Below are 21,789 nucleotides of genomic sequence, written 5' to 3' on the forward strand. Positions count from 1 at the left end.
CTCAGTCGTCCTGGAGGCTGTTCATCGAGGGGCAGTAGGTCGCGTACCCGTGGCCCGAGACGGTGGCGCCGTTCTCGTAGGTGGCGTTCACGTCGAAAGCCACGAAGTGCTTCGCGGGAGGAGGCGTCCCGGCCTTGATGCAGCTGGGGCAGAGCGAGGCCGCCACGGGCGTGAAGGTGCGGCTCGTTTCGCTAGCGGCCCACTCCTGCATGAGCGCGCCATCGAAGTCGAACAAGTACGATATCGGTCCACCCGCCGTGGAGCCCGTCTGCGGGGTTGTGTCCACCGGTGCCGTCACCCATTCGAGAGTGGCGATCTGCGGCGGGAGTGGCGCTGTCAGAGACGGGCACTCATCCGTCTCGCCGTTGCTGAGCTCGAACACCAGCCGCCACGGGTCCGCGGCGGTCGTCGGCTCCACGTAGCCGAAGTAGGCGTGGTTCAGGGCCACCTGGTTCTCGTCCATCTGGGCCGTGACGGTGGTGTCCTGGCACGTGCCCTCGCAGGTGCCGAAGGGGTCGGTGCCTGCATCCGTGCTGGTGCCCGCGTCGGGCTCGGTGCCCGCGTCGGGAGTGGTGCCCGCGTCGGGAGTGGTGCCTGCGTCCGGTTCGGTGCCTGCGTCCGGTTCGTCGTTCTGGAGGCGGTCGAGCGAGGGGCAGTAGGTGGCGTACCCGTGGCCGGAGATGGCGCCGTTCTCGTAGGTGCCGTCCACATCGAAGGCCACGAAGTGCTTCGCGGGAGGCGTCCCGGCCTTGATGCAGCTGGGGCAGAGCGAGGCCGCCACGGGCGTGAAGATGAGGTTCGTGCTTTGAGCGGAAGGAGGCCAGGAGAGGAGCGCGCCATCGAAGTCGAGCAGCGTCGCGGTCGGTCCACCCTCCCCCGAGGAGCCCGTCTGCGGAGTCGTGTCCACCGGCACCTTCACCGAGTAGACGTTGACGAGCTGCGGAGGGGTGGGCGCAGTATCGGACGGGCACTCATCCGTCGATCTGTTGTTGATCTCGATCCACAGCGTCCACGGGTCCCCGGCATTCGTCGGCTCCGTGTAGCCGAAGTAGGCGCGGGGCAGGACGCGCTGGTTCCCGTCGATCTGAACCGTGACGGCGGTGTCCTGGCACGTGCCCTCGCAGGTGATGAAGGGGTCGGTGCCTGCATCCGTGGTGGTGCCCGCGTCGGAAGTGGTGCCTGCGTCCGGCTCAGTGCCTGCGTCAGGGGTGGTGCCCGCGTCCGGCTCAGTGCCCGCGTCGGGCTCCGTGCCTGCGTCCGGCTCGGTGCCTGCGTCGGGCTCCGTGCCTGCGTCCGGCTCGGTGCCTGCGTCGGGAGTGGTGCCCGCGTCCACTTCAGAGCCCGCATCGGCCTCGGTGCCCGCATCCACTTCGGTGCCCGCGTCCACTTCAGTGCCCGCATCCACTTCGGTGCCAGCGTCAGACTCGGTGCCCGCGTCCACTTCGGCGCCCGCGTCGAACTCGGTACCTGAGTCGGGCGGAGGGCCTGCGTCGGGTCTGGTGCCCGCATCCGACGGGGTATCGCCGTCATCAGAGCCACAAGCAGAAAGGGTAGGTACGACCGCGAGGGAGAAAATCAACAGGGAGAGAATCGGATGTCGCAGGGTCATGCCGCGGATTGTCACGGGTTCCGTGACGAGAAGCGAGCCGGCTTGTCCCTCCGCGTCATCGCCTCTTGGCGACAAGCCCGGATTGACCCCAACCCGCGATCATCGGTCTGGTGTGGGGGCCTGGGAGGAGCGGGAGGCCCTGCCGTGCGAGGACCCGAGTGCGCGCGGACGCAGGCATCCGGCTGAAACCGTTTTCGCTCCTCATGGGCCCCCACTATCCTGTGTGGCCGAGAAGCCCGGCATCGTGGCTGTCCGTGAGTTCCCGGCCAGTCGCGCGCTGTCTACCCAGGAGATGATATGTCGAGCGAGTACCCCCAGGAGCAGTTGCTGGCCTTCGTCCAGGCCATGGCCAACGTGGCGGCGAGCGACGGCCGTATCACCGAGGAGGAGCGCCAGCAGCTCGATGAGGTGGTGCTGAACATCGGCCTGTCGCCCCGCGACCCGCAGGTCGCCGCGCTCATCGAGGCGGAGTTCCAGAAGCCTGGCCGGCTCTCCGACATCGTCGGCAAGATTGAAATCCGCGAACTGCGCGCCTCCCTGCTGCGCATGCTCGTCGAAGTGGCCTGTGCCGACGGAGAGCTCGCCACCGAGGAGCGCGCGTCGGTGAAGGAGGCCGCCACAACCTTCGGTTACGACGCCGCGGTCGCCGACGAGCTCATCACCTGGACGCTCGACTCCATCAAGCTCGATCAGCGCGAGCGCGACATCATGTCGAAGCTGCTCTGACGAGCCGCCCGCATTTCCTGTTCCTGGCTCCGCCGGGAACAGGGAAGGCGGGGTGGGCAGAGGGGCCGCGGCGTCACTCCAGGAGCGCGGCTGGAGGTGATTCGTCGCGCCAACCCGAGTCGGAATATGCGCTCACGGAGTGGCTGCCGAAGAACCAGAGGCGCTCGGAGGTCGCGGCCATCCACGAGGTCCTCGACATGCCCGGGACGCTCAACGGCTCCAGCGATGGGGGGCTCCCGTAGACATCTCGAACACCGCACCCGACTCGGCGGACACGAAGCACCGCCCCCGCCACATCTCAACGCAACTGAAGGTCTCATCCGTGTACGGGGGCGACACCGCGCTCCACTCCCCGCGCTAGCCTTCTACGACGAAGCGCGCGTCGCCGGGTGAGCGGAGCGCCAAGAGGGGCAGCTCGCTGCTCGCCTGCCGGACTCCCTCATCCACGCGCTCCCAGGTTGAGCTGCCGAGGGTGCGGCCAAAGACCATCCGGCGCATGCCCGCGACAAAGAGTCGAGCGCCCACGACCCGGAGGCTGGAGACAGTGCGCAGCACACTCGGGCTGTAGTCTTCCGGATGAATCCGCTCCTCGCTCGAGCCCGCGACGTCGTTGCGAACCTTCAGCATGCCGTCGTAGGTGAACGAGGTGGGAGGGGTGCGAGCGATTCTGGAGCACCTGGGCCGGCGTGTACCCCATGGGGCTCGAGCGGCTTCTCCACACGCTTGGCTCACTGATGGCCTTTCCTTGGGTGTATTGGGTTTGAAGTCTGTCCGAGACCGCGTGAATAGGCTGCTGCTCATTGGGGCGTTAAACACCTGAAGGTTTCGAGAGGCCTTCGCCTCATGCGCCAGTTGGCTTTGGTGTCTGCCCATTCCCCTGAAGCAAGCCATCCGCGGCTCCGGAGAGGCTGAAACGGGGGATTCTCAAGTGACCTCGGATGGGGTGAGAGGGACCCTTGACGCGAGCGGGCGCAGACTTTGTCTGCATCGATTTTGCTCATCACTGACTCTCCTATTACAGATGTCTCAGGGAGCGCCTTCCATTGCGCCCCACGACGAGTCCCTGGGATTCGTCAAATCCCATCTGGAGGTCATTGATGCCGCAAATACCGAGGAGGGTCTCCCTCCGTCCGCTGAATCTGTTTGTCGCTGCATTGGCGCTCGCCCTGACCGTGGCCTGCGGAGGGGAGACGGGCGTGGGCGAGGCGAGCCTCGGAGTGTCTGCCCAGGCTTTGACGGAGAATGACATCAGCCGTGTCACCGTGACGGTGAGTGGCGCCGGTATCGCGCCGGACATCTCTCGCAACCTGTTCAAGACCTCCGGGCAGTGGAGCGGAACCCTGGGAGGGATTCCCGTGGGCTCCGGCCGCACCTTCCTGGCCCGGGCCTATGACGGCTCCAACACCCTGCTGTACGAGGGGCAGGTCACCGGGGTCACCATCTCCCAGGACTCGACGGCGGCGGTCTTCATCCTGCTGCAGCAGAAGACGGCCCCCACGCCCTTCCGCAACAGCGCCCCGCGCATCAGCTCGCTGGTGGCGTCCTCCACCCAGCTGGAGCCGGGCCAGTCCGCCGCGCTCTCGGTGACGGCGACGGACGCTGACGGTGACACGCTGAGCTACGCCTGGACGGCCACGGCGGGCACCCTGGCCAACGCCACGAAGGCAGGTGCCACCTGGACCGCGCCCACCACCGAGGGGCCCTACACCCTCAACGTCAGCGTGACGGACGGCAAGGGCGGCCAGGCCGGCTTCTCCCTGGTCATCAACGTGTTGGCCGCCAAGGGCAAGGCCACGGTGACGACGTCCTTCAACACCTGGCCCGTGGTGAGCCAGGTGTCCGGCACCAAGGGCCAGGTGCTGCCCGGTGAGAGCACGACGCTCGAAGTGACGGCGGCAGACCCGGATGGCGACATCCTGACGTTCACCTGGAGTGACGACTGCGGTGGCAGCTTCAACAACGCCACCGTCAAGAAACCCACCTGGAAGGCTCCGGCCACCCAGCCGGCCAGTGGTACCTGCACCGTGTCCGTGGCGCCCAATGACGGCCGCGGCGGAAGCACCCAGGGCTCGCTCCGCATCACCATCGGCCTGCCCGACGTCCCCAACGCCGCCCCCGTCATCAGCCAGACCTTCCAGTCGGCCGACACCGTGGCGGCGGGCGGGACGTTGGACGTGCTCGTGGTGGCGCACGACCCGGAGGGCACCGCCCTGTCCTTCACCTGGAGCGCCAGCGGCGGCACGTTGGGCACCCCGACCACCTCCGCTTCCCAGAGCGAAGTGCTCTGGACCGCGCCCGACAGCGGTGGCCCTTTCACCCTCACCGCGGTGGTCCAGGACGCGGGCGGGGCACAGGCGACGCAGACCTTCACCGTCAGCCTGCCCTAGCCCGAGCGCAGCGCCGCCCTCCTCATTTCCCGTGAACCTCTTGCTCCTTTTGGGAACCCCTTGAATCGACCACACCCATTCCAACCTCTGGCGCTCCTCCCGTTGCTCCTCATGACGCTTGCGGCCTGCGGGCCTGCTGCTCTCCAGGAGGGCTCGGCCGACATCGCCGTCTCAGCCCAGGCCCTCTCGACTTCAGACGTGGCCAGGGTCACCCTCACGGTGAGCGCCGCTGACCTCTCCGCTGACGTTGTCGCCAACCTGCAGAATACCGGTGGCCAGTGGAGGGCCGTCCTGGGGGCGATTCCGGTCGGCGCCAACCGCACCTTCCGCGCCCAGGCCTTCGATTCCTCCGACACCCAGGTCTACGAGGGGCAGGCCACCGGCGTCACCATCACCTCGGGCACCACGGCCGCCGTGATCATCGTGCTGCAGCAGACGACGGCTCCAACGCCCTTCGTCAACAGCGCTCCCAAGATCACCGGGCTCACGGCCTCCAGCAGCCGCGTGGACGTGAACGAGTCCGTCACGCTCGCCGTCACCGACACGGATGCCGATGACGATGCACGCAGCTACGCCTGGACGGCGACCGGTGGCACCTTCGTCGACGAGACCACCGCCAGCCCGACGTGGACCGCACCGGCCACGGAGGGAACCTATACGCTGAATGTGAGCGTGACGGATGGGAAGGGCGGCCAGGCGGGCATCTCCCTGAAGATCGCCGTGGTGCGTGCCAGGGGCGCGGCGACTGTCGCCGTCGCGTTCAACACCTGGCCCGTGGCGACCCAGGTGACGGGTACTCCGTCCAGCCAGGTGGCTCCCGGTGGCATCGTGAGCCTGGATGTGGCGGCGGTGGATGCCGACAACGATGCGCTGACCTATCGCTGGGCCGATGATTGCGGCGGCAGCTTCAGCGCAACCACGGAGCAGCGTCCGACCTGGACGGCGCCGGCCTCGGCCCCCCCGAGCGCGGTGTGCAAGGTGACGGTGAGCTTGAACGATGGACGCGGCGGGAGCACGACGGGCCAGTTGGGCATCAACGTGGGGCTGCCCCAGATTCCCACCCGGCCTCCCGTCATTGATCAGCTCTTCCAGTCAACCGACACCGTTGCCGTGAACGGGACGGTGACGCTGGTCGTGAGCGCCTACGACCCCGAGGGGGCGGCGCTGACCTTCACGTGGAGCGCCACCTCCGGGAAGCTGGGAACCCCCGTCACCAGCGCCTCCCAGAGCGAGGTCCTCTGGACGGCTCCGGCGCTGGGAGCTTCGTCGCTCATCACCCTGGTGATTCAGGATGCGAGCGGACAGAAGACGACCCAGACCTTCGCAATCAGCCTGACCGGCGGAGTCATGCAGACCTGCGTGAAGGCTGTCACCTCGTACCTGAGCAAGGTGAGTCCGTATGGCTCGCCCCTCACCGTGAACTACAGCATGGTGGGCGGCGGTGGCGGTGGCAGCGGTTACGACTGGGCAGGCACCAACGGCACCAGGGTCAATGGGAGCTTCACGCTGGCGGCTGGCGCGAGCCTGGAGGTCTTCGTCGGCGGTGGCGGCGGCTGGGGCTACTATTACGCTGGGGGCTATGGCGCCGGCGGCGCGGGCTATTACGGCGGCGGAGGCAGTGGGGCCCCTCCCAGTGGGGTTGGCGGCGGCGGAGGGGGTGGCAGCAGCGCGATCCTCCACGCGGGCCAGCTCGTCGCGGCCGCGGCCGGTGGTAATGGTTCAACTTGGGGCGGCGGCGGCGGGAGCACCGTGGGCGGTGCCGCGGGGGGGGACAGTGCCCGCCTCGCCAGGCCCACGGCCGGGACACTCGGCGCTGGTGGCAACACCTCCCAATCGAGTGGTGGGAGTGGCCTCTACGGCGGCGCTGGATACACCACGATCTCAGGCGGTGGGGGTGGCTATGGAGGCGGTGGGGGCGTCAGTGGTGGAGCGGGCGGTAGCGCGGGCGGCAGCGCGGTCAACGGCGGCGGTCTCGGTGCCAACACCTGGTCGGCTGCCACGACTCTTCCGGCCGTGGCGGGTGCTGGCTCCTCGGGATCGGGCAACGCCGGTCTGGTCATCCTGACCTACAGCGCTCTCACCTGCATGGAGTGAGCTCCCTGGCGTCTGGGTTTCCACCGTGCGCTACCACGAGCGCACGGTGGTCCCGGGCGTGCCCCGGTTCCGTAGCTCAGGTTGAACGAGCCGCTGAAGAAGCTGCTCACTCTGGGGAACACCTCTTAAGCTTGTCCCAGGCACGGCGAAATGCCGTGCACGAAGCAGGGGCGCCAGGCCCATCCAAGGAGAAGCCCATGACGTCAGCGAAGCATCAGCCCATCGTCGCGCCAGGACTGCCCAAGCCCGCGGGCCCGTACTCTCCCGGCATGCAGCTGGACCGGCTGCTCTTCATCTCCGGACAGGCGGCCAGGGACCCCGCGACCGGCGTGCAGGCCGAGGGAATCGAAGCACAGACAGAGCAGGTGCTGCGCAACCTGGAGCGCATCCTCGTGGCCGGTGGCTCCAGCCTCCAGCACGTCCTGCGCTGCGGCGTCTTCCTGGTGGACATGCAGGAGTTCGCGCGAATGAACGCCGTCTACGAGCGCGTCTTCGCCGGTCACCGGCCCGCGCGGACCACCGTGCAGGTGTCCGCGCTTCCGGACACCGGCCTGCGCGTGGAGATTGATTGCATCGCCTACGTGCCTTGATTCACCAGACACGAGGCGACCCGCGCCTTCACGGTCCGCGCGCGTAGCGCAGGCCCTGTCCGTAATAGGCGATGTGGGCCCTTCCGGAGGCATCCAGCGTCAGCGCGGAGTTCGAGCCACCGACCCCACTCGCGTCCACGGTGGTGAACTCCCAGGCGGTGCCGCTCCAGCGCGCGTACTTCAGGTTCTTGCGGGTGAGGTCCTCGTAGCTGATGTGCGGGCGGCCCTGCGCATCGAGTGCCAGCGCCGGGGTGCCGCCCACGTCATCGGCGGTGTCCACCTGTTCGAGGCTCCACGCGCTGCCCGTCCACAGCGCGTACTTGAGGTCCTTGTTCGTCGCATCGCGGTAGGCGATGTGCGGGTATCCCTGCGCGTCGAGCGCCAGGGAAGCGTCGCGACCCACGTCCGCGCTCGCGTCCACCGTCTCCAGCGTCCAGCCCGTGGCGCCCTTCACCGCGTGGATGAGGGCCTTCTTGTTCATGTCGTAGTAGGCGAGGTGCGGCAGGCCGTCGCGGTCCACCGCCACCGAAGGCGCGCCGCCGTAGGAGCCCGGCGCGTCCACGCGGTCCCGCCTCCACTCCCCGGCGCCGTCGCGCGCGTAGCAGAGCAGCTCCGCGGTGTGGAAGTAGTTGACCAGGTCGATGGTGCACACCAGCGGCTCGTCCGTGGGGCCCAGGCCCATCGCCAGCTGGCTCGCGTTCACCTCCGGGTAGGTGGGCGCGGTCACCTCGTCCCGCCAGCGCCCCGCGTCCCAGGACAGGAGGATGGGCACCTCGTCGCTGGAGGAATAGATATACACACGCATCGTGGCGGCGGCGCGCAGCTGCCCCGTGCTCGTGCGCGCCAGGGCCACGTTGCTGGAGAGGACGCCACCCTGGATGGGCGCGGCGCTCCATCCCTGGGAGTGCCGTCGCGCGAGGAAGACTTCGTAGGTGGAGCCACTGCCCCCACCCACGTCGTACCAGATATAGGCCACCGCCGGCTCGCCGTTCGCCTCGATGACGATGCCCGGCCGCCCGCCGCCCGCCGTGCCCAGCGTCTCCACCTGCCAGCCCGCGCCGCCCGGGGAGCCGCAGCGGTACGGGATGCCCGCTCCGCCGCAGGAGGTGGACTGGGAGCACTGACCGCACGACACCTGCCGCGTCGTGCCACAGGCGTCCTGCACGCTGAGGGTGCCGCAGCCGGCCTCCTGCTTCGCGCAGAGGGCATCGTCGGACTCGGGCACGCAGCCGTGGGCCGGGCAGAAGCCGGCGGGCTGGACCACCTCGGTGGAGGCGAGGGCGGCGCCGGTGGGGCTCACGCCGCTCGTCACGAGGACGCGCCCGTCCGCCAGCTGGGTGGCCACGTGAGAACTGCGCGCGGTGGACAGCGGCGCGGTGAGCGTCCACGTCTCCGTCTCCACGTCATACAGCTCCACCCAGGGGATGACCTTGCCGTCCGCGCCCACGCCGCCCGCCACCAGCACGCGGCCATCCGCGAGCACGGTCGCGGTGTGTCCGCTGCGCGCGACGTTGAGGAAGCCCGTGTCGCGCCAGAGGCCCGTGGCCGGGTCGTACAGCTCCACGCTGGTGGTGCGCACCGCCGTGCCCGTGAAGAAGCCGCGCACGGAGGTGCCACCGATGAGGAGGACGCGGCCGTCCCGCAGCCGCGCGAGTGCCGCCGCCGCGTGGGGACGGCGCGGCGCTCCGGTGTAGCTCCAGGTGTTGGTGACCGGGTCGTACAGCTCCGCGCTGCGAGCGGCCTGTCCATGGACGTCATCGGCGATGCCCGAAGTCACCATCACCCGCCCGTCCGCGAGCTGGACCCCCGCGGCCCGGTAGCGGCCCTCGCGCGAGGTGCTGTAGTTCCACTTCGCGGCGACGTCGTCGTAGGTGTAGCTCAGCAGGACGTGGTTGCCGCCCTCGGTGATGCCACTGGCCACCAGGGCCTGCCCGTTGGCCAGCGGGAGGACGAGCGGCTGCAGGCGCGTCGTGATGCCGCTGCCGGGCGTCCAGGTGGCCGTGGCGGGGTCGAAGCGCGCGTAGGCATTGCCCGCGTAGCCGGTGACGAGCACCTTCCCCGTGCCGAGCTGCGCCGCGCCCGGGAAGGAGTAGAAGCTGTTGCTCGCGCCCCCGGGCGTCGTCCCGCCGTCGGGGATGGAGCCCTGGGACGTCCAGGTGTCCGTGCCCGGGTCGAAGGACTCCGCCGTGCGCGTGCTCCCACTGCCCGTCAGCCCACCCACGAGGAAGAGGCGCCCATCCGAGAGCAGGGCTGACGCCGGATGCGCGCGGGCGACCTGGAGCGAAGCGCCCGCGCTCCAGCTGCCGCAGCCCAGCTCGGGGCCGCAGACGCCCACCAGTCCACCGCCGCCGCAGCTCTGGGGGTCGTCGCACGTTCCGCACGAGCCGCCGCAACCATCGTCGCCGCACTCCCGGCCGTCGCACTGGGGAGGGCAGGGCTGGCAGGCGCCGCTGGCGCAGCCGTACTGGCACGGCTCATAGAAGGCGGAGTACAGGCAGCCGCCGTCGCTACCGCAATAGCCGGGCAGGAACCAGGTCACGAGGGTCTTCGCGTCGTAGCAACTGGGGGGCGGCGGGGACTCGCAGCGGACGCACCCCGCGTCACTCCCCCCATCCCTGCCTCCGTCGGTGCCCGCGTCCTGCGCGCCGCCATCGCTGCCCGCGTCCTGTGAGCCGCCATCGCTGCCCGCATCCTGTGAGCCGGCGTCAACGCCCGCGTCCGGGATGCCTCCATCGGCGCCGGCATCCGGCAGGCCGCCGTCGGTGCCCGCGTCGTTGCCTCCATCCGGCGGGGGAACGGACGTCCCCGAGTCCGAGCCGGGAGGAACGTCCTCAGGGAGGTCGCTTCCGGAGCATGCGGCAAGGACAAGACAGACAGACAACAACCACCAGCGGAACATGAGCCGGAAACCTTTCGACAAGGCACTGCGGACGGGGCCTCGTTTGTAGCCGAGACCCCGTCCTCTCATCAAACTCCCCGGCCGCGCTCAAGCGCTCCGCGACGCGATGAGCGCGAGGTTGCGCGGGGACAGTCGCGGATCGAAGAGCTGGAGGAGCTCGACCTGGAAGCCCAGCTCCTCCAGGAGGATGGCGCGATCGCGCAGGAGCACGACCTCCAACGCCCGCGCGAAGCGGTCCCTCAGCAGATGGCAGAGCAGGAGCTCCCGCGTCTCGGCGCGAACGGACACCTCGAAGGCCTCCAGCTCGGCGTCCGTCATGCCGGGCTCCAGGCCCAGGCGCTCCAGGCGGTCGCGCGCGTAGACGGCGAAGGGACCGTCATAGAGCGCCCGGGGCGCGTCTCCTGCCCGCACGAAGCCGCGCTCGGGAAAGCGCTGTCTCGACAGAAGGTCGAACGCGAAGCGCCACGCGTACACCTGCTTCATCCGCGCGAACTCCACCTCGGTCTTGTGATGCCGTCCCCGCGTCGTCAGCGCCAGGGCATGCGGGGTGAAGGGCAGGGGATGCGCGCCTCCGAAGCGGGAGACGGGGAAGTCTCGCGGGGCCTCCAGCTTGTCGTAGCAGCAGCCGATGTTCAGGACGAAGCCAGCCCCCTGGCTCTTGCGAATCTGCGTGAGGGCGAGCGGCCCGCAGGTGTGCAGACCGATAGAGGCCCGGTCCCGGCCGGAGAAGAGCGGATCGATTCGCGGTTGGTCCCCGTTCTCGACGGAGGCCTGGATGAAACTCAGGGTGTCCCCGCTTGGGGATGGGGTCCTCGCCAGCCACCGCCGGCCCTTGTCCTGCAACGCGGCGTCCCGGTCGATGCTGTGGAAGGTCCACCCGAACGTCCGCGCACAGAGGCGGGCGAGGTGTCCCATGCCGCCGCCGATATCGACCGCCTGGTGGATGAAGCGCGTTCTGGGCGCGAGCAGGGCGAGCACCCGCTCGAGCTCATGGGTCTTCTTGGCGCTGAGTCCCTGCGTCTGCGCGACCGTCAGTGGGTGAATGCCCTCGTGCCAGGGCAGCGCCGTCAGTTCCTGGAGCGAGCCCAGGAGCGCGGACAGGGACGCGGGCGGTGCGCCCACGAGCACCCCCTGGTCCAGCTGGCGCTCGCCTGTTTCATCGAGCGACCGGGCATAGGTCAGCCAGTCCTCGGGAAAGGCTGCGCCGGACCCGGGCCAGCCCTGGAGGATGGAGCGGGACCAGAGAGGCGCCCAGGGGCGGAGCTGGTGCGTGAGCGCCTCGAGTCGCGCCTGGAAGTCCATGGCGGCGCATCCTATGCGCCGCCGCTCCGCTGGTTGGTGATTCAGTGCTCATCCAAGCTGAGGTGGGTGACTCGGCCATCACGGCACGGCCTCCGTCAGGTCCGCCGAGCCATCAGCGCCACCAGCGCGATGTGCGGACGCGGCTCCATCCCTCAACCGCCACGGAGGAGTGGACGCAGCTTCTGGAGGACGGTGTCCAGAACGTCCTCTGAGTCCACCAGGAACAGCTGCGCCTCCGCTGGATCCTCGGGCTCGAACCTGAACCTGCAGCCCTCGACTGCTGGCATCCCAATCGAGTGATAGAAGCGCATCACGGACCGCACGCTTGGGGCTGTAAATACAAGCAGGCGGTTGCGCTTGCAGTATTCAAATATGTGCAAGACCAGCAATGGGAACGCGTCGCTGCCCCTGATTTCGGGTCGCAGGGCGGCCCGGCTCGCTTCGAACAGATTGGGAATGTCAAGGAAGCCCAGGTCCCGATCCGGTTGGTAGCCATGGACCTCGAATCGACCCTGAAACCTTCCGCAGATGCGGCCTCCCCCCACCAATACGTCCTGCCTGAAGACTCCGAAGCAGGTGGCGAAGTCATCCCGGTCATCCAGCAACTTGCGGTCGGAGATCCGGATTCCGGAGGGATTGGCTGGATTGAAGTTCCAACCGGCTTCTTCGATGTAGACCTCGAAAAGCAGCCTCCGGTAGGCGTCGAACTCTTCTCCGCGGGTAAGGGTGCGTACTTCAAAGGAGTCTTTCCTGTCTGCCTGCACGGCGGACTACTCCTGGACGGCCGCGGACGCGGGCCCCCGCAGCGATACGCGTTGCTCCAGGGCCCCCAGCGCGGCCTGCATGGCGTCCTTGTACGCCGGGTACCTGGAGGCTTCGTAGCGTCCCTTCGCCCGTTGGATGCGGAAGTCTCGCGTGAGCACGCCATCGGCCAGTCGGGACGCCAGCTTCCACTCCGCGTAGTCCGTGGTGCCGGAGCGCTCCGACAGGTCCTGCTCCGGGATGTCCTGACCCGAGGGCACCTCGAAATGGGTCACACTCTCGATGACGAGGGGCGTCCTCGTTTCCAGCGGAGAGTCGCGTCGCTCCGTCTCCCGGAGGCTGAGGAAGTTGTGCTCCCAGGGCGAGGGCAGCTGCCCCACGATGCCGCCGCCCGCGGACGCGAACCGGCCGCGCACGACGTATTCGATTTTCAAGGTCAGCGGGCGCTCGGGCTCCTCCAGGTCGGGGGCCTCCAGGGTGGTGACACTCACGCCTGCCCGGGAGCCTCCCATCATGGTGGCCATCAGCTCCGCGCGCTCGGAGGGCTCTTCGCTGGAGAGGTAGTAGCGCAGGGCGGAGGCATGGCTTCCCGTCAGCGTCACCTGCTCCTTCACGTTCAGCGTCGTGCCCTGGAGGCGGACGTGCCGTTCGGCGCGCACGTGGCTCTGGGAGGACTCGGGGATGCGCACCAGCCGGGATTTCGTGGCATCCAACACCAACGCCTCCCGGCCGCCCAATGCCACCTCCCCGCTGCTCATGGGCGCGGCGGATTTGTTCGTCACATCCACGAAGGTGCCCCCGCCCACCGTCGGCAGGTAGACGACCATGTGGTCGAACTGATCCATCGAGGGCGTGTCCGAGACGATGGGACCCTGTGTCCGCACGAGCGCCAGTTGCGAGGGAATCCCTGCGGCACCCAGCAGCTGGTGCAGCAGGAGGGAGTGGTCCTTGCAGTCGCCGGTGCGGTTCTTGAGGATTTCGTCCACCGCATGCGGAATGCGGGCCCGTGCGCCAAAGAGGATGCCTCGGTAGGTCAGGCTCTTCTGGACCCACCGGGCCAGCGCGGCGGCACGCGTCGCCTGCTCCTTGGCCGTGCCCGCCTCCTTGGCGGCCAGTGACTTCACGGTGGGCGCGGGCGCGAGCTGCGCGGCAATGGACTTCAGGTAGTCGCTTCCCTCGGCCTCCCACGTCGTGCCGACGGGAGCCAGCCACGCCATGGGCAGGTACTCCTGGTAGTCGGGCTGCATGCCCTCCTCGCGGTAGATGGCGGGCTGATCGACGATGAAGGTCAAGGCATCGGGCGCTTGGAGGGGCTTGATGCCAGGGGAGGCTCGCCACTGCATCGCGTCCACGTCGCCGCGGACGTAGAGCACGGAGCGTGTCGCGGGGATGCTCGCGAAGAAGTCATGTTCGAAGAAGCGCATGGACTTCGGCGGCGTGATGTCGCGCCGGGTGACCACCACCTCCACGGTGTGCCCGGGCTTCAGCCCTGGCACGGGCACCACCAGGGTGCGGCGCTGCGTGCCCTGCTGCGCGGAGGCCCGGTCGGAGACGTAGCAGTCCTCCACCTTGCCCCTGGCCACCACGCGGCCCTGCTCATCCCGGACCTCCACCCGGTTGACGAAGATCTCCTCGGACAGCGGGTTGAGCTCGAACTCGAAGGTGTTGTAGCGCTCCACGCCCGCCGCGTTGTGCACCGTGACCCGGCGCAGGTCGGTGGTGCGCAATTCCTTTCCCTTCACGAAGGAGATGGCGGTGGCCAGCAGGGGGTACTGGCCATTGTGGCCCTTCGCCTCCGCGGGCTTGTCCTTCCGGGCAAGCAGGTCAGGCGGCAGCGCGACCTCCTCGATGGGCGTCTTGAGCACCGAGTTCGTCCCCTGGCCCAGCATGCCGGACACATGCTCGAGGAACTGGCGCGTGTCCGCGGAGGCGGGCTCCAGTTCGAGCGCCTTCTCCAGGGAGGACTTGGCGTCCGCATAGCGCTTGAGCGCGTACTCCACTCGGGCCCGGGCCTGGTAGCCCGAGGGGGACTGCGCTGATTTGCTCACCATCTCCTCGGCGACTTCGAGGGCGAGCTTCGGCTTCTTGGCCTCCAGCCACGTGTTCGCCAGCGCTTCGGACAACTCCAGGGCGTAGCCCTCGCGCTTCTGCCGCTGACGCAGGAGGGCGGCGGCCTGTTCGGGGGCGCCCTTGCGCCGCAGGAGGCCCGCATGCATGAGCGTGGCGTCCGTCGAGTCGGCGCGCTTCCGGTACCGCTGGATGACCTGGAGCGCCTGCGCGACGCGGCCCTTCTCCTCGAGCAGCGTGAGGTACCGGTTCAGGTGGCTCTCGTTGGTGAGGCGGGAGGGGAAGATGGATGCGTAGGCCTGGAATCCTTCGGCCTCACGGCCGCTGCGCACGAGCAGGTAGGCCCGCCAGGACTCCAGCCTTGGCTCCCCCCGGAACCGCTTCGCGTGGGCATTGATGAGCGCGAGCCCCTCCGCATACTGCTCGGCGCTGGCGTACCCGGCCGCGGCGTTGATGAGCAGCATGGGCACGCCGGGCTCCAGTTCGAAGGCGCGCTTGAACCAGGCAGCGGCCGCGGCGAAATCCTCCCGGTCGCTGTAGTACCGCGCGATCTGGTCGAAGACCCTCGCGTGGGTGGTCGCGGCGGCCTTGCCCACCGCCGCGGAGCGGGGCGCCGTCGAGGGGGCGCTGAGCTTGACGGCATCCAGCGCCGAGCGGACCCGGGTGCCGAGCGTGGGCTGGTTCTTGGTCCACCATCCGGCGAGCAGGTACGCCATGTCCCCGTCGCGGAACACGCGCAGCTCGTACTCGTCGACCCCTCCCTCTTCACTCTTGGATTCGTAGGAGAAGGCCTGTCCAGAGAGCTTGCCCGTGGTGACCTCGCGGGCATTGCGGACCGCGCCTTCGCGCGAGTCGATCTCAAGGACGCTCAACAGGCCGTGGGCCAGGGCGTCCGGAGAGGGCTCTTCTCCGAAGAGCCAGAGGGGCACGACCACCATGCTGGCGTTGTCACCGGTCGCGCCGAAGTCCGCTTCGGGGAACTCCGTCGCGAGGTTGGTGGGCCGTGTCCACAGTCGCCCGTCCAGTTCGACGGAGTATCCATACTCCGTGGACTGTGCCGTCAGGGGACGCGCGGCCGCGGTGGAGGGGGCGGCCCTGCTCTGGGGATTGACCAGGGAGAAGCGCGAGAACAGGCGGTCCGCCTCCGCGAAGAGCGCCTCCTCCCCCTTGGGGCTTCCCCACGCCACGAGCTGATAGGCGTGCTCTCCGTGCGCGTAGACCCAGTGCACGTAGGTCAGCGGCATGTTCGCGTGCTGGGCGCGGGAGCGCAGTCGGATGCCCTTCATCCCACCGACGGCAAGGGGCTCGCGTGACAGCTTTTCGACCGTGCCCGCGGCGCTCTCCAGATTGGCGCTCACGATGTCCGCGAGCAGCTCGGTGCCTTCCTCTTCGTCGGCGAGCTCTCCGTCCGCGAACTTCTCCGGGACGATCATGAAGTACATCTGGGCGTCGCCCCCCCGCGCCATGGCGAACTTCGCGAGCTTGTTGACCCGAGGGGCGTTCAGCGTCGTCCACGGCTTGCCTGGATGCTGGAAGGCGAAGTTCATCTCCTCGTCGCGGATGCCCTCCTCGGGCTTCTCCACCCGGAGATTCGCCGGGATTTCATTCCGGCGTGACATGACCCTGGCGAAGCCAATGCCCATGCCGGTCAGCATGAGGGCCGAGATCGCGATGGCCCACCACGCGTGCGAGCGGCCCTTCAGGAGCCGTTCCTTGTCGGAGCGCAGCTCGATGAGGCCGGTGACGGCGAGGAACAGTCCCAGCAGCATGAGGACGAACGTGAACAGCCCCACCAGGATGGCCGCCGGGGGCGAGTCGAGCACCTTGAACTGCTGGACGAGGAGGATCACCAGCGCGGCGACATCCACCAGCATCAGCGAATAGACCGCCTTGCGGTTCGTGGCGGCATCCTGGAGTGCCTGCCAGCCTTTGAAGAGGCCGAAGAAAAGGAGAGCGATCCAGATGAGCGAGCCGGTGGACAGGTCAGAGGCCGTCGCCGCGGCGAAGAGCAGGGTGGTCATGTGAGGATGGACCGCAGCCTAGCAGGTGCGGCGTTCGACATCCCATCCCCCCTGGGGCTCACAGAGGGTGACGCGCGGATGTCAAAGCGCGTAATTCATTGTCTTTCGGAAAGACTCAACGCCGGGAAGAGGTCTGGCATTACCCATCCAGCCTGCCGACGCTGGCCGGTGACTCCTTCTTCGTCGCGTCGATCCTCAGGGTGAAGGAGCTGGACTTCGACCCATCGCTCAGACGGCGCCCACGGTGGACATGGCCTCGATGGCACGCTCACGTATGCGCAGTTCGGCACCAGGCTCTTCTACGTGTCCCAGTCGCATTCAGGGACGGTGCTGTTCTACGAACAGGCGCCTCCGAGTAGGCGCAGGGAAGTGCGAGGCCTGCCCCGTTCCGCGTGCAGGCCTCGCGCCCCATTAGAGTTCCATCAATACCAGGTGGTGGAGGCCAGGAACGTCGAGCCGTCGGAGCTGCGAACCCGGCCCCACTGGGTCACCACGGTAGGGCAAGACGGAGGACAGACACCGCTCACGGCGTAATAGCGGTAGACGATGTCGGACTTGCCATCCCCCGTCACATCCGCGACCCAGGTCGACAGATTCCCGCCCAGGGATGAGGCCCAATACCCGCTCCCGAGAAACGCCGTGCCGCTCGACGCCCGGACCTGCACGCCATCCGTGTTCTCGACGATGACGTCGGCCTTTCCATCCCCCGTGACGTCCCTGAACCAGACGCCCTTGGTGCCGTTGAAGCCGACGGAGAGCCACGTCGAAGCCGTCCCGAAGGAGCTTCCCGTCGACGGACGGACGATGATGCTGTTCGTGTTATGGGCGATGGCGTCCGCGATGCCATCCCCTGTCACATCCTCGTAGTACATGTTCCGCTCTGCGACGAAGGAGGTGCTCGTCCAGGCCGTACGGGTATTGAAGCCCGTGCCGCTGGAGGTCGCGACAGAGATTCCACTGCCGCCATCGATGTTGGGGTTCAGGATGAAGTCTGCCTTTCCATCACCCGACACGTCCTTGAAGTCGAAGCGCGTCCAGCCACTCCAGCCGACCTCCGAGTACCACTCCTCCTCAGGGAGGAAGGAGGAGCCATTCGAGCGCCTGATAATGACGCGAATGGCTCCACCATCCAGGTACTCTCGAACGGAAATCGCGTCAGCGCGGCCATCCCCCGTCACATCCGCAAACCAGATTCCGTAGCCCGTAGGGAAGGCCGTGGAGCTCCACGTCGAGGACGACGAGAAGGTGGACCCATTGGAAAGTGCCACCCGGAGGGTGCCGGCCGACTCATACCAGATGAAATCGTCGCGCCCGTCCGCGTTCACGTCCGCCATTGTGTCGTTGCCCGGCCAGATGCCGTCTCGGGCTTCACTGGGGATGAAAGGGGCCAAGAACAGCGCGACAGCCATTGCCTTGTTGAACAAGTTCAATGCTCCTGTGGTGGTTGGGGATTCGCGCCGGCCTTTGAGCAGGCAGGGCCCTGGCCGACGCGTGTCTAGCTACTATTGCGTTCGCAACCACTCAAGACTGGCATTCGCAGGGTTCACAACAACTTCAAATCCTGAAGTGTTGGCTCTTCATTGGATTTTGGCCTTGCGCCGAGCCGGACCTTCGTGGTGGACGTGCTCGTTTTCCGATGTGGGGGGCCTGGCCCTCCTGGCCCCGCTCCTCGTCGGGCTGTGGGCCCCCGTGCGCGCGCAAACCTGACACAGGGTGGTCCAGAGCCGGGGCGATGTTCACGTCCAATCCCGACGGGCCCAACCGTCGGGCACCTGGAGGCCCAACGTGAAACATCCCGTGGAGGTGGTGCAGGCGTACTTCGATGCGTGGAGCGCGAAGGATGAGTCGATGCCGCGGGACACGCTCGCGCCCGACGTGAGCTTCGTCGGCGCGCTCGGCAAGGCGGAGGGCGCGGAGGCCTGCGTGAAGGGGCTCGTGCCCGGCACGCTGGAGCGTGCCTTCGGCGGGGGGAATGGGGCTGGGCGGCGTGATGGCGGGGACTTCCTTGACGTGTGATCCCTGGGGCGCTCAAGCGCTCCGCGGTGCGCCCGGGGCGGTGGAAATGACAGACGCTTCCCCGTGGACAGGGGACGTGACGGGCCTGCCCGCGCGTGGCTAAATGGAAGACGAGAAGCCGGTTCCTGTGCAGGAGGGGTCATGCCCAAGAAGGATTTGCAAAGGAAGTCCTCGTCCAGGCCCAAGAAGCGTCAGCGTATGGGGGTAAAGGACTCCGAAGAGGATGAGAACTCTGAAGAGGATGATGGCTCCGGGGAGGAGGATGATGACGACCGCCAGTTCGTGGGCATCTTCCGTGATCTGCCGGGCTACATCATTCAGGCCATCTATTCCTATCTGACCCTGCGCGATGTGTCCCGGCTGGGTGGAACGAGCCGGCGTCTGTTCCACGAGACGCGGCAGATCATGATCCACCGGCTCTACTGGAGCCGGCCACCCGCGCGAGCGCCCGTAGAGGAAGGGGTCATGGTCTCCAGGGACAGCCACATCCTCTTTGGGGGCTGGCGGTACCTGAAGAACATCGCCCTGCAGCGCTTCATGGACGCGGCGCTCGCGAGCGAGAACGTGAGTGGCCGATACGCGTTCGACTCCCCCCAGCAGGGCGGGACGAACAATCCCTTCACGACGACCAACGTCAACACGACGGTGGGGGTGGTGAAGATCAACGGGGTCTTCCTGGGACGCTTCCTGACGCGCGACTTCCACAACATGGAGGGGATCGAAAAGGAATACATCCACTCCTACAAGCAGACGCCCAAGCCTGCCTCCAAGGGGACAAAGGCAAAAGCCGTCGAGCACAACCACATGGAGGACCACTTCCTGGAGGCCATCCAGCCCCTGCTCGAGCAGGACGTCCTCAGTCCCATCCTCGAGCAGTTGCTCGCACGCTCCACGGATGGACGCACCCTCGTTGTGACCCTCAAGGGAACCAAGACGCCCTGCTCGAAGTGCGCAGCGAACCTGGCTGCGTTCGCCATGGCGTACAAGGACGACAAGGGCCCCTTCCGGATCCTGATGAGGTGCAAGGCCTTCGGGCTCTATGAGGGCGAGAAGTTCCAGGAACAGTTCAATGGGCTCAAGCTCATGGAGGCGGCTGGCGTGCCCATCATCCCCTGGGGCATCAGCGAGCGCATGAAAAAGACGTTCACCCGACAGGGTTTCGTCCATGAACTCGCCAACATGAACCCGGAGCAGAACGACGAGTTCATGGAGCATGTCGGCGCCCAGCAGGATCAGAAGATCCTCAAGTACTTCAACCTGGACAAGAACGACCCTCACGACGCCAAGTACGGGGAGCTGCGCAAGCTGCTGTTCAGCGGCTGGGAGCGCTATCACTCGTACTCCGGCCTCATCCGTCCGCGGGAGGACTGACGCGACCGCCCCAGGCCTGAGCCCGGGGCGGGGCTGCGTGGGCATTACCAGCCGTTGTTGAAGACAGAGCGCCGGAAGCTGTTGTCCGGGGCGCGGTAGACGACGTCGATGCGTCCGGCGCCCCATCTCTTGGCTTCCGGCGCGGAGGTCAGCTCCCCGCCCAGCCACTTCCAGTCGGTCCAGGTGGCGCCGTTCCACGACTTCATCCAGAGGGCGTTGTCCCGGCCCCGGCCGAACACGTCCAGTTGGTACATGCCGCGCGAGGCCACGGCCGGGCTGGCGGTGAAGCCGCCGCCCAGCGACTCCCAGGTCGTCCACGCGGTTCCCACGCGGGCCCAGTGCATCATGCTGCCGTCCGCGCCAAGCACGAACACGTCGACGCGGTCCGGGCCCCAGCTCACCGCCGCCGGGTCGGAGGTGATGATGCCCGCGTGCGGTGTCCAGCCGATCCACCCCGTGCCATCCCACTCCCGGTGGTACAGCTGGTTGTCCAGGCCCCGGCCGAACACGTCCAGCCGGTTCACGCCCCGGGACGCCACTGCGGGGGCGGAGGTGAAGCCGCCGCCCAGCGAATCCCAGGGAACGCCGTAGACAGACTGCACGCCCGACACGTCGTAGCGGCTCAAGACGCCGCCGTTGTTCCACGTCGGATTGCAGCCGTTCATCACCGGGTTCGCGTCCCAAGGCGTGACCAACCAGTCCCCGGAAGCTCCCTGCGCGGACTGGGTACAGGTGGACGGGCGGTCCGGCCGGTTCTGCTCGTGGGCGAAGCCCAGGGCATGGCCGGACTCATGCACCGCGATGGTTTCAATGCAGTACTGGGGGTTGGTGGCGCACCCCGGGCTCCAGTTGGCGAAGGTGAGGTTCAGCACCATGCCCTTCGCCATGCCGTTCAGGTCGGAGCCCAGCGCCTTCACGTGCGGAGGGTCGGCGGTGTCCGCGACGCTGATGCGGATGCCGCTGGAGTTGGGCGAGCACGCGCTCCAGCCCGTGAAGCGCACCCCCGAATCGAATTCCCACGTGTACTTCACCGCATTGCGCACCCACTGCCGCTGGGCGCCCTGGTTCAGGAGGGGATAATCCCATCAGACGGGGATGGTCATGGGGCGCCACAACTTCGCGGAGGACGCGTAGAGGTCCGACTCGCTGTGGTGCAGTTCCACCGGCTGAGCTGACTCGGGGGACGTGGACGATTCCCCGTCGCTGCCACAACCGGCCAGTGAAGCCATTCCAATGCCGAGCGCGGCGACCAGCGTCGCCCCATGGCGGTGCGTGTCTCCGGTGAACAAGGTGTTCCTTCGCGTCCGCCCTCCCGGCGCGGGGCCGCCATGGCCCACGCGTTCCCTGAAGCGCGGCGAGCGATACTTCTGCCAGGAGGGGCTGACACACTCCCGGTAAAACCCTATCGATTGGACGGAGGGGCGCTGCGAGGCATTGAGGAGAGGTGGGCCCTCCTGGATTCGAACCAGGGACCAATCGGTTATGAGCCGACAGCTCTAACCGCTGAGCTAAGGGCCCTCATGTCTCTGCCGCCAGACGCGCGCTGACTATAAGCCCTTGCCGTCCTTCTTCACCACCACACGGAACACCTGCCCCCGTTCGTCCACGGTGACGCCCTCCGCGCGCAGGCGCTTCGCCTGCTCGTGCGCCACCGGGGGCGCCAGCGTCCCGTCCGAACGGATGACCCGCCACCAGGGCACCTGCGTGGCCTGCCCCGGCAGGTGCTTCAGCTCCCGCCCCACGCCCCGCGCCGCCCCCGGCCTGCCCGCGTAGATGGCCACCTGCGCGTAGGAGCGCACCTCGCCGCGGGGGATGGAGCGCACCTGCTTCATCACGCTGTCGGAGAAGGGCAGGGGCTTTGCGGCGGGCTTCTTCGCGGCCATGGCGCACCTCACACAGGGACGGAAACGACGAAGGCCCCCGTCCCACTCGAGGGAACGGAGGC

At 67.8% G+C, this 21,789-nt stretch carries 16 protein-coding genes and 1 tRNA gene; 6 read left to right on the plus strand and 11 right to left on the minus strand.

Going from position 1 to position 21,789, the window contains the following annotated elements; translation table 11 throughout:
- Position 1: 1 nt before the first annotated feature.
- Positions 2 to 1,609, minus strand: a complete 1,608-nt coding sequence (locus tag D7X30_RS42935; RefSeq protein WP_233591604.1) for an MSCRAMM family adhesin SdrC — start codon at positions 1,607 to 1,609, stop codon at positions 2 to 4.
- A 297-nt stretch (positions 1,610 to 1,906) separates the two neighbouring features.
- Between D7X30_RS42935 and D7X30_RS16600 the strand changes: the two genes are divergently transcribed.
- Positions 1,907 to 2,335: a tellurite resistance TerB family protein gene (locus D7X30_RS16600; protein WP_120563913.1), complete on the plus strand. Its 429-nt coding sequence runs from the start codon at positions 1,907 to 1,909 to the stop codon at positions 2,333 to 2,335.
- A gap of 357 nt (positions 2,336 to 2,692) precedes the next feature.
- Here the strand turns inward: D7X30_RS16600 and D7X30_RS16605 are convergent, their stop codons facing one another.
- Positions 2,693 to 2,962, minus strand: coding sequence for a hypothetical protein (locus tag D7X30_RS16605; RefSeq protein ID WP_120563914.1), 270 nt, complete (start codon positions 2,960 to 2,962; stop codon positions 2,693 to 2,695).
- Between the two features lie 527 nt (positions 2,963 to 3,489).
- Here D7X30_RS16605 and D7X30_RS16610 point away from each other — a divergent pair.
- From D7X30_RS16610 to D7X30_RS16630, 3 genes are all read left to right on the plus strand, one after another.
- Positions 3,490 to 4,722: a hypothetical protein gene (locus D7X30_RS16610; protein ID WP_120563915.1), complete on the plus strand. Its 1,233-nt coding sequence runs from the start codon at positions 3,490 to 3,492 to the stop codon at positions 4,720 to 4,722.
- 198 nt (positions 4,723 to 4,920) lie between these two features.
- Positions 4,921 to 6,816, plus strand: a complete 1,896-nt coding sequence (locus D7X30_RS41970) for a hypothetical protein (protein WP_158619284.1) — start codon at positions 4,921 to 4,923, stop codon at positions 6,814 to 6,816.
- Positions 6,817 to 7,013: 197 nt separating this feature from the next.
- Positions 7,014 to 7,406, plus strand: a complete 393-nt coding sequence (locus D7X30_RS16630; protein ID WP_120563918.1) for a RidA family protein — start codon at positions 7,014 to 7,016, stop codon at positions 7,404 to 7,406.
- Positions 7,407 to 7,434: 28 nt separating this feature from the next.
- Here the strand turns inward: D7X30_RS16630 and D7X30_RS16635 are convergent, their stop codons facing one another.
- The 5 genes from D7X30_RS16635 to D7X30_RS16655 form a co-directional block, all read right to left on the minus strand.
- Positions 7,435 to 10,305 (minus strand): kelch repeat-containing protein, encoded by a 2,871-nt coding sequence (locus D7X30_RS16635; RefSeq protein WP_120563919.1) that lies wholly within the window; start codon positions 10,303 to 10,305, stop codon positions 7,435 to 7,437.
- A gap of 87 nt (positions 10,306 to 10,392) precedes the next feature.
- Positions 10,393 to 11,607, minus strand: a complete 1,215-nt coding sequence (locus tag D7X30_RS16640; protein WP_120563920.1) for a methyltransferase — start codon at positions 11,605 to 11,607, stop codon at positions 10,393 to 10,395.
- A gap of 152 nt (positions 11,608 to 11,759) precedes the next feature.
- A complete protein-coding gene (locus D7X30_RS16645) occupies positions 11,760 to 12,371 on the minus strand; it encodes a hypothetical protein (protein ID WP_120563921.1) in 612 nt (203 codons plus the stop codon).
- 6 nt (positions 12,372 to 12,377) lie between these two features.
- Positions 12,378 to 16,457 carry a DUF3857 domain-containing protein gene (locus D7X30_RS16650; RefSeq protein WP_120563922.1) on the minus strand — a complete coding sequence of 1,360 codons (4,080 nt, stop codon included), beginning with the start codon at positions 16,455 to 16,457 and terminating at the stop codon, positions 12,378 to 12,380.
- A 422-nt stretch (positions 16,458 to 16,879) separates the two neighbouring features.
- The gene (locus tag D7X30_RS16655) at positions 16,880 to 17,881 is read right to left on the minus strand and encodes a VCBS repeat-containing protein (RefSeq protein WP_120563923.1); all 1,002 of its coding nucleotides are present in this window, start codon (positions 17,879 to 17,881) and stop codon (positions 16,880 to 16,882) included.
- 361 nt (positions 17,882 to 18,242) lie between these two features.
- Between D7X30_RS16655 and D7X30_RS16660 the strand changes: the two genes are divergently transcribed.
- Positions 18,243 to 18,473, plus strand: a complete 231-nt coding sequence (locus tag D7X30_RS16660) for a nuclear transport factor 2 family protein (RefSeq protein ID WP_199724356.1) — start codon at positions 18,243 to 18,245, stop codon at positions 18,471 to 18,473.
- A gap of 198 nt (positions 18,474 to 18,671) precedes the next feature.
- The gene (locus D7X30_RS16665) at positions 18,672 to 19,844 is read left to right on the plus strand and encodes a hypothetical protein (protein ID WP_120563924.1); all 1,173 of its coding nucleotides are present in this window, start codon (positions 18,672 to 18,674) and stop codon (positions 19,842 to 19,844) included.
- A gap of 44 nt (positions 19,845 to 19,888) precedes the next feature.
- Here the strand turns inward: D7X30_RS16665 and D7X30_RS16670 are convergent, their stop codons facing one another.
- The 4 genes from D7X30_RS16670 to D7X30_RS16685 form a co-directional block, all read right to left on the minus strand.
- Positions 19,889 to 20,875, minus strand: a complete 987-nt coding sequence (locus tag D7X30_RS16670; protein ID WP_147443224.1) for a M12 family metallopeptidase — start codon at positions 20,873 to 20,875, stop codon at positions 19,889 to 19,891.
- Between the two features lie 54 nt (positions 20,876 to 20,929).
- Positions 20,930 to 21,133, minus strand: a complete 204-nt coding sequence (locus D7X30_RS16675) for a hypothetical protein (RefSeq protein WP_120563926.1) — start codon at positions 21,131 to 21,133, stop codon at positions 20,930 to 20,932.
- A 156-nt stretch (positions 21,134 to 21,289) separates the two neighbouring features.
- Positions 21,290 to 21,362, minus strand: a tRNA-Ile gene (locus D7X30_RS16680).
- A gap of 29 nt (positions 21,363 to 21,391) precedes the next feature.
- Positions 21,392 to 21,727 (minus strand): MGMT family protein, encoded by a 336-nt coding sequence (locus D7X30_RS16685; protein ID WP_120563927.1) that lies wholly within the window; start codon positions 21,725 to 21,727, stop codon positions 21,392 to 21,394.
- Positions 21,728 to 21,789 lie beyond the last annotated feature (62 nt).

The sequence above is a fragment of the Corallococcus sp. AB011P genome (assembly GCF_003611605.1).
GTDB lineage: Bacteria > Myxococcota > Myxococcia > Myxococcales > Myxococcaceae > Corallococcus > Corallococcus coralloides.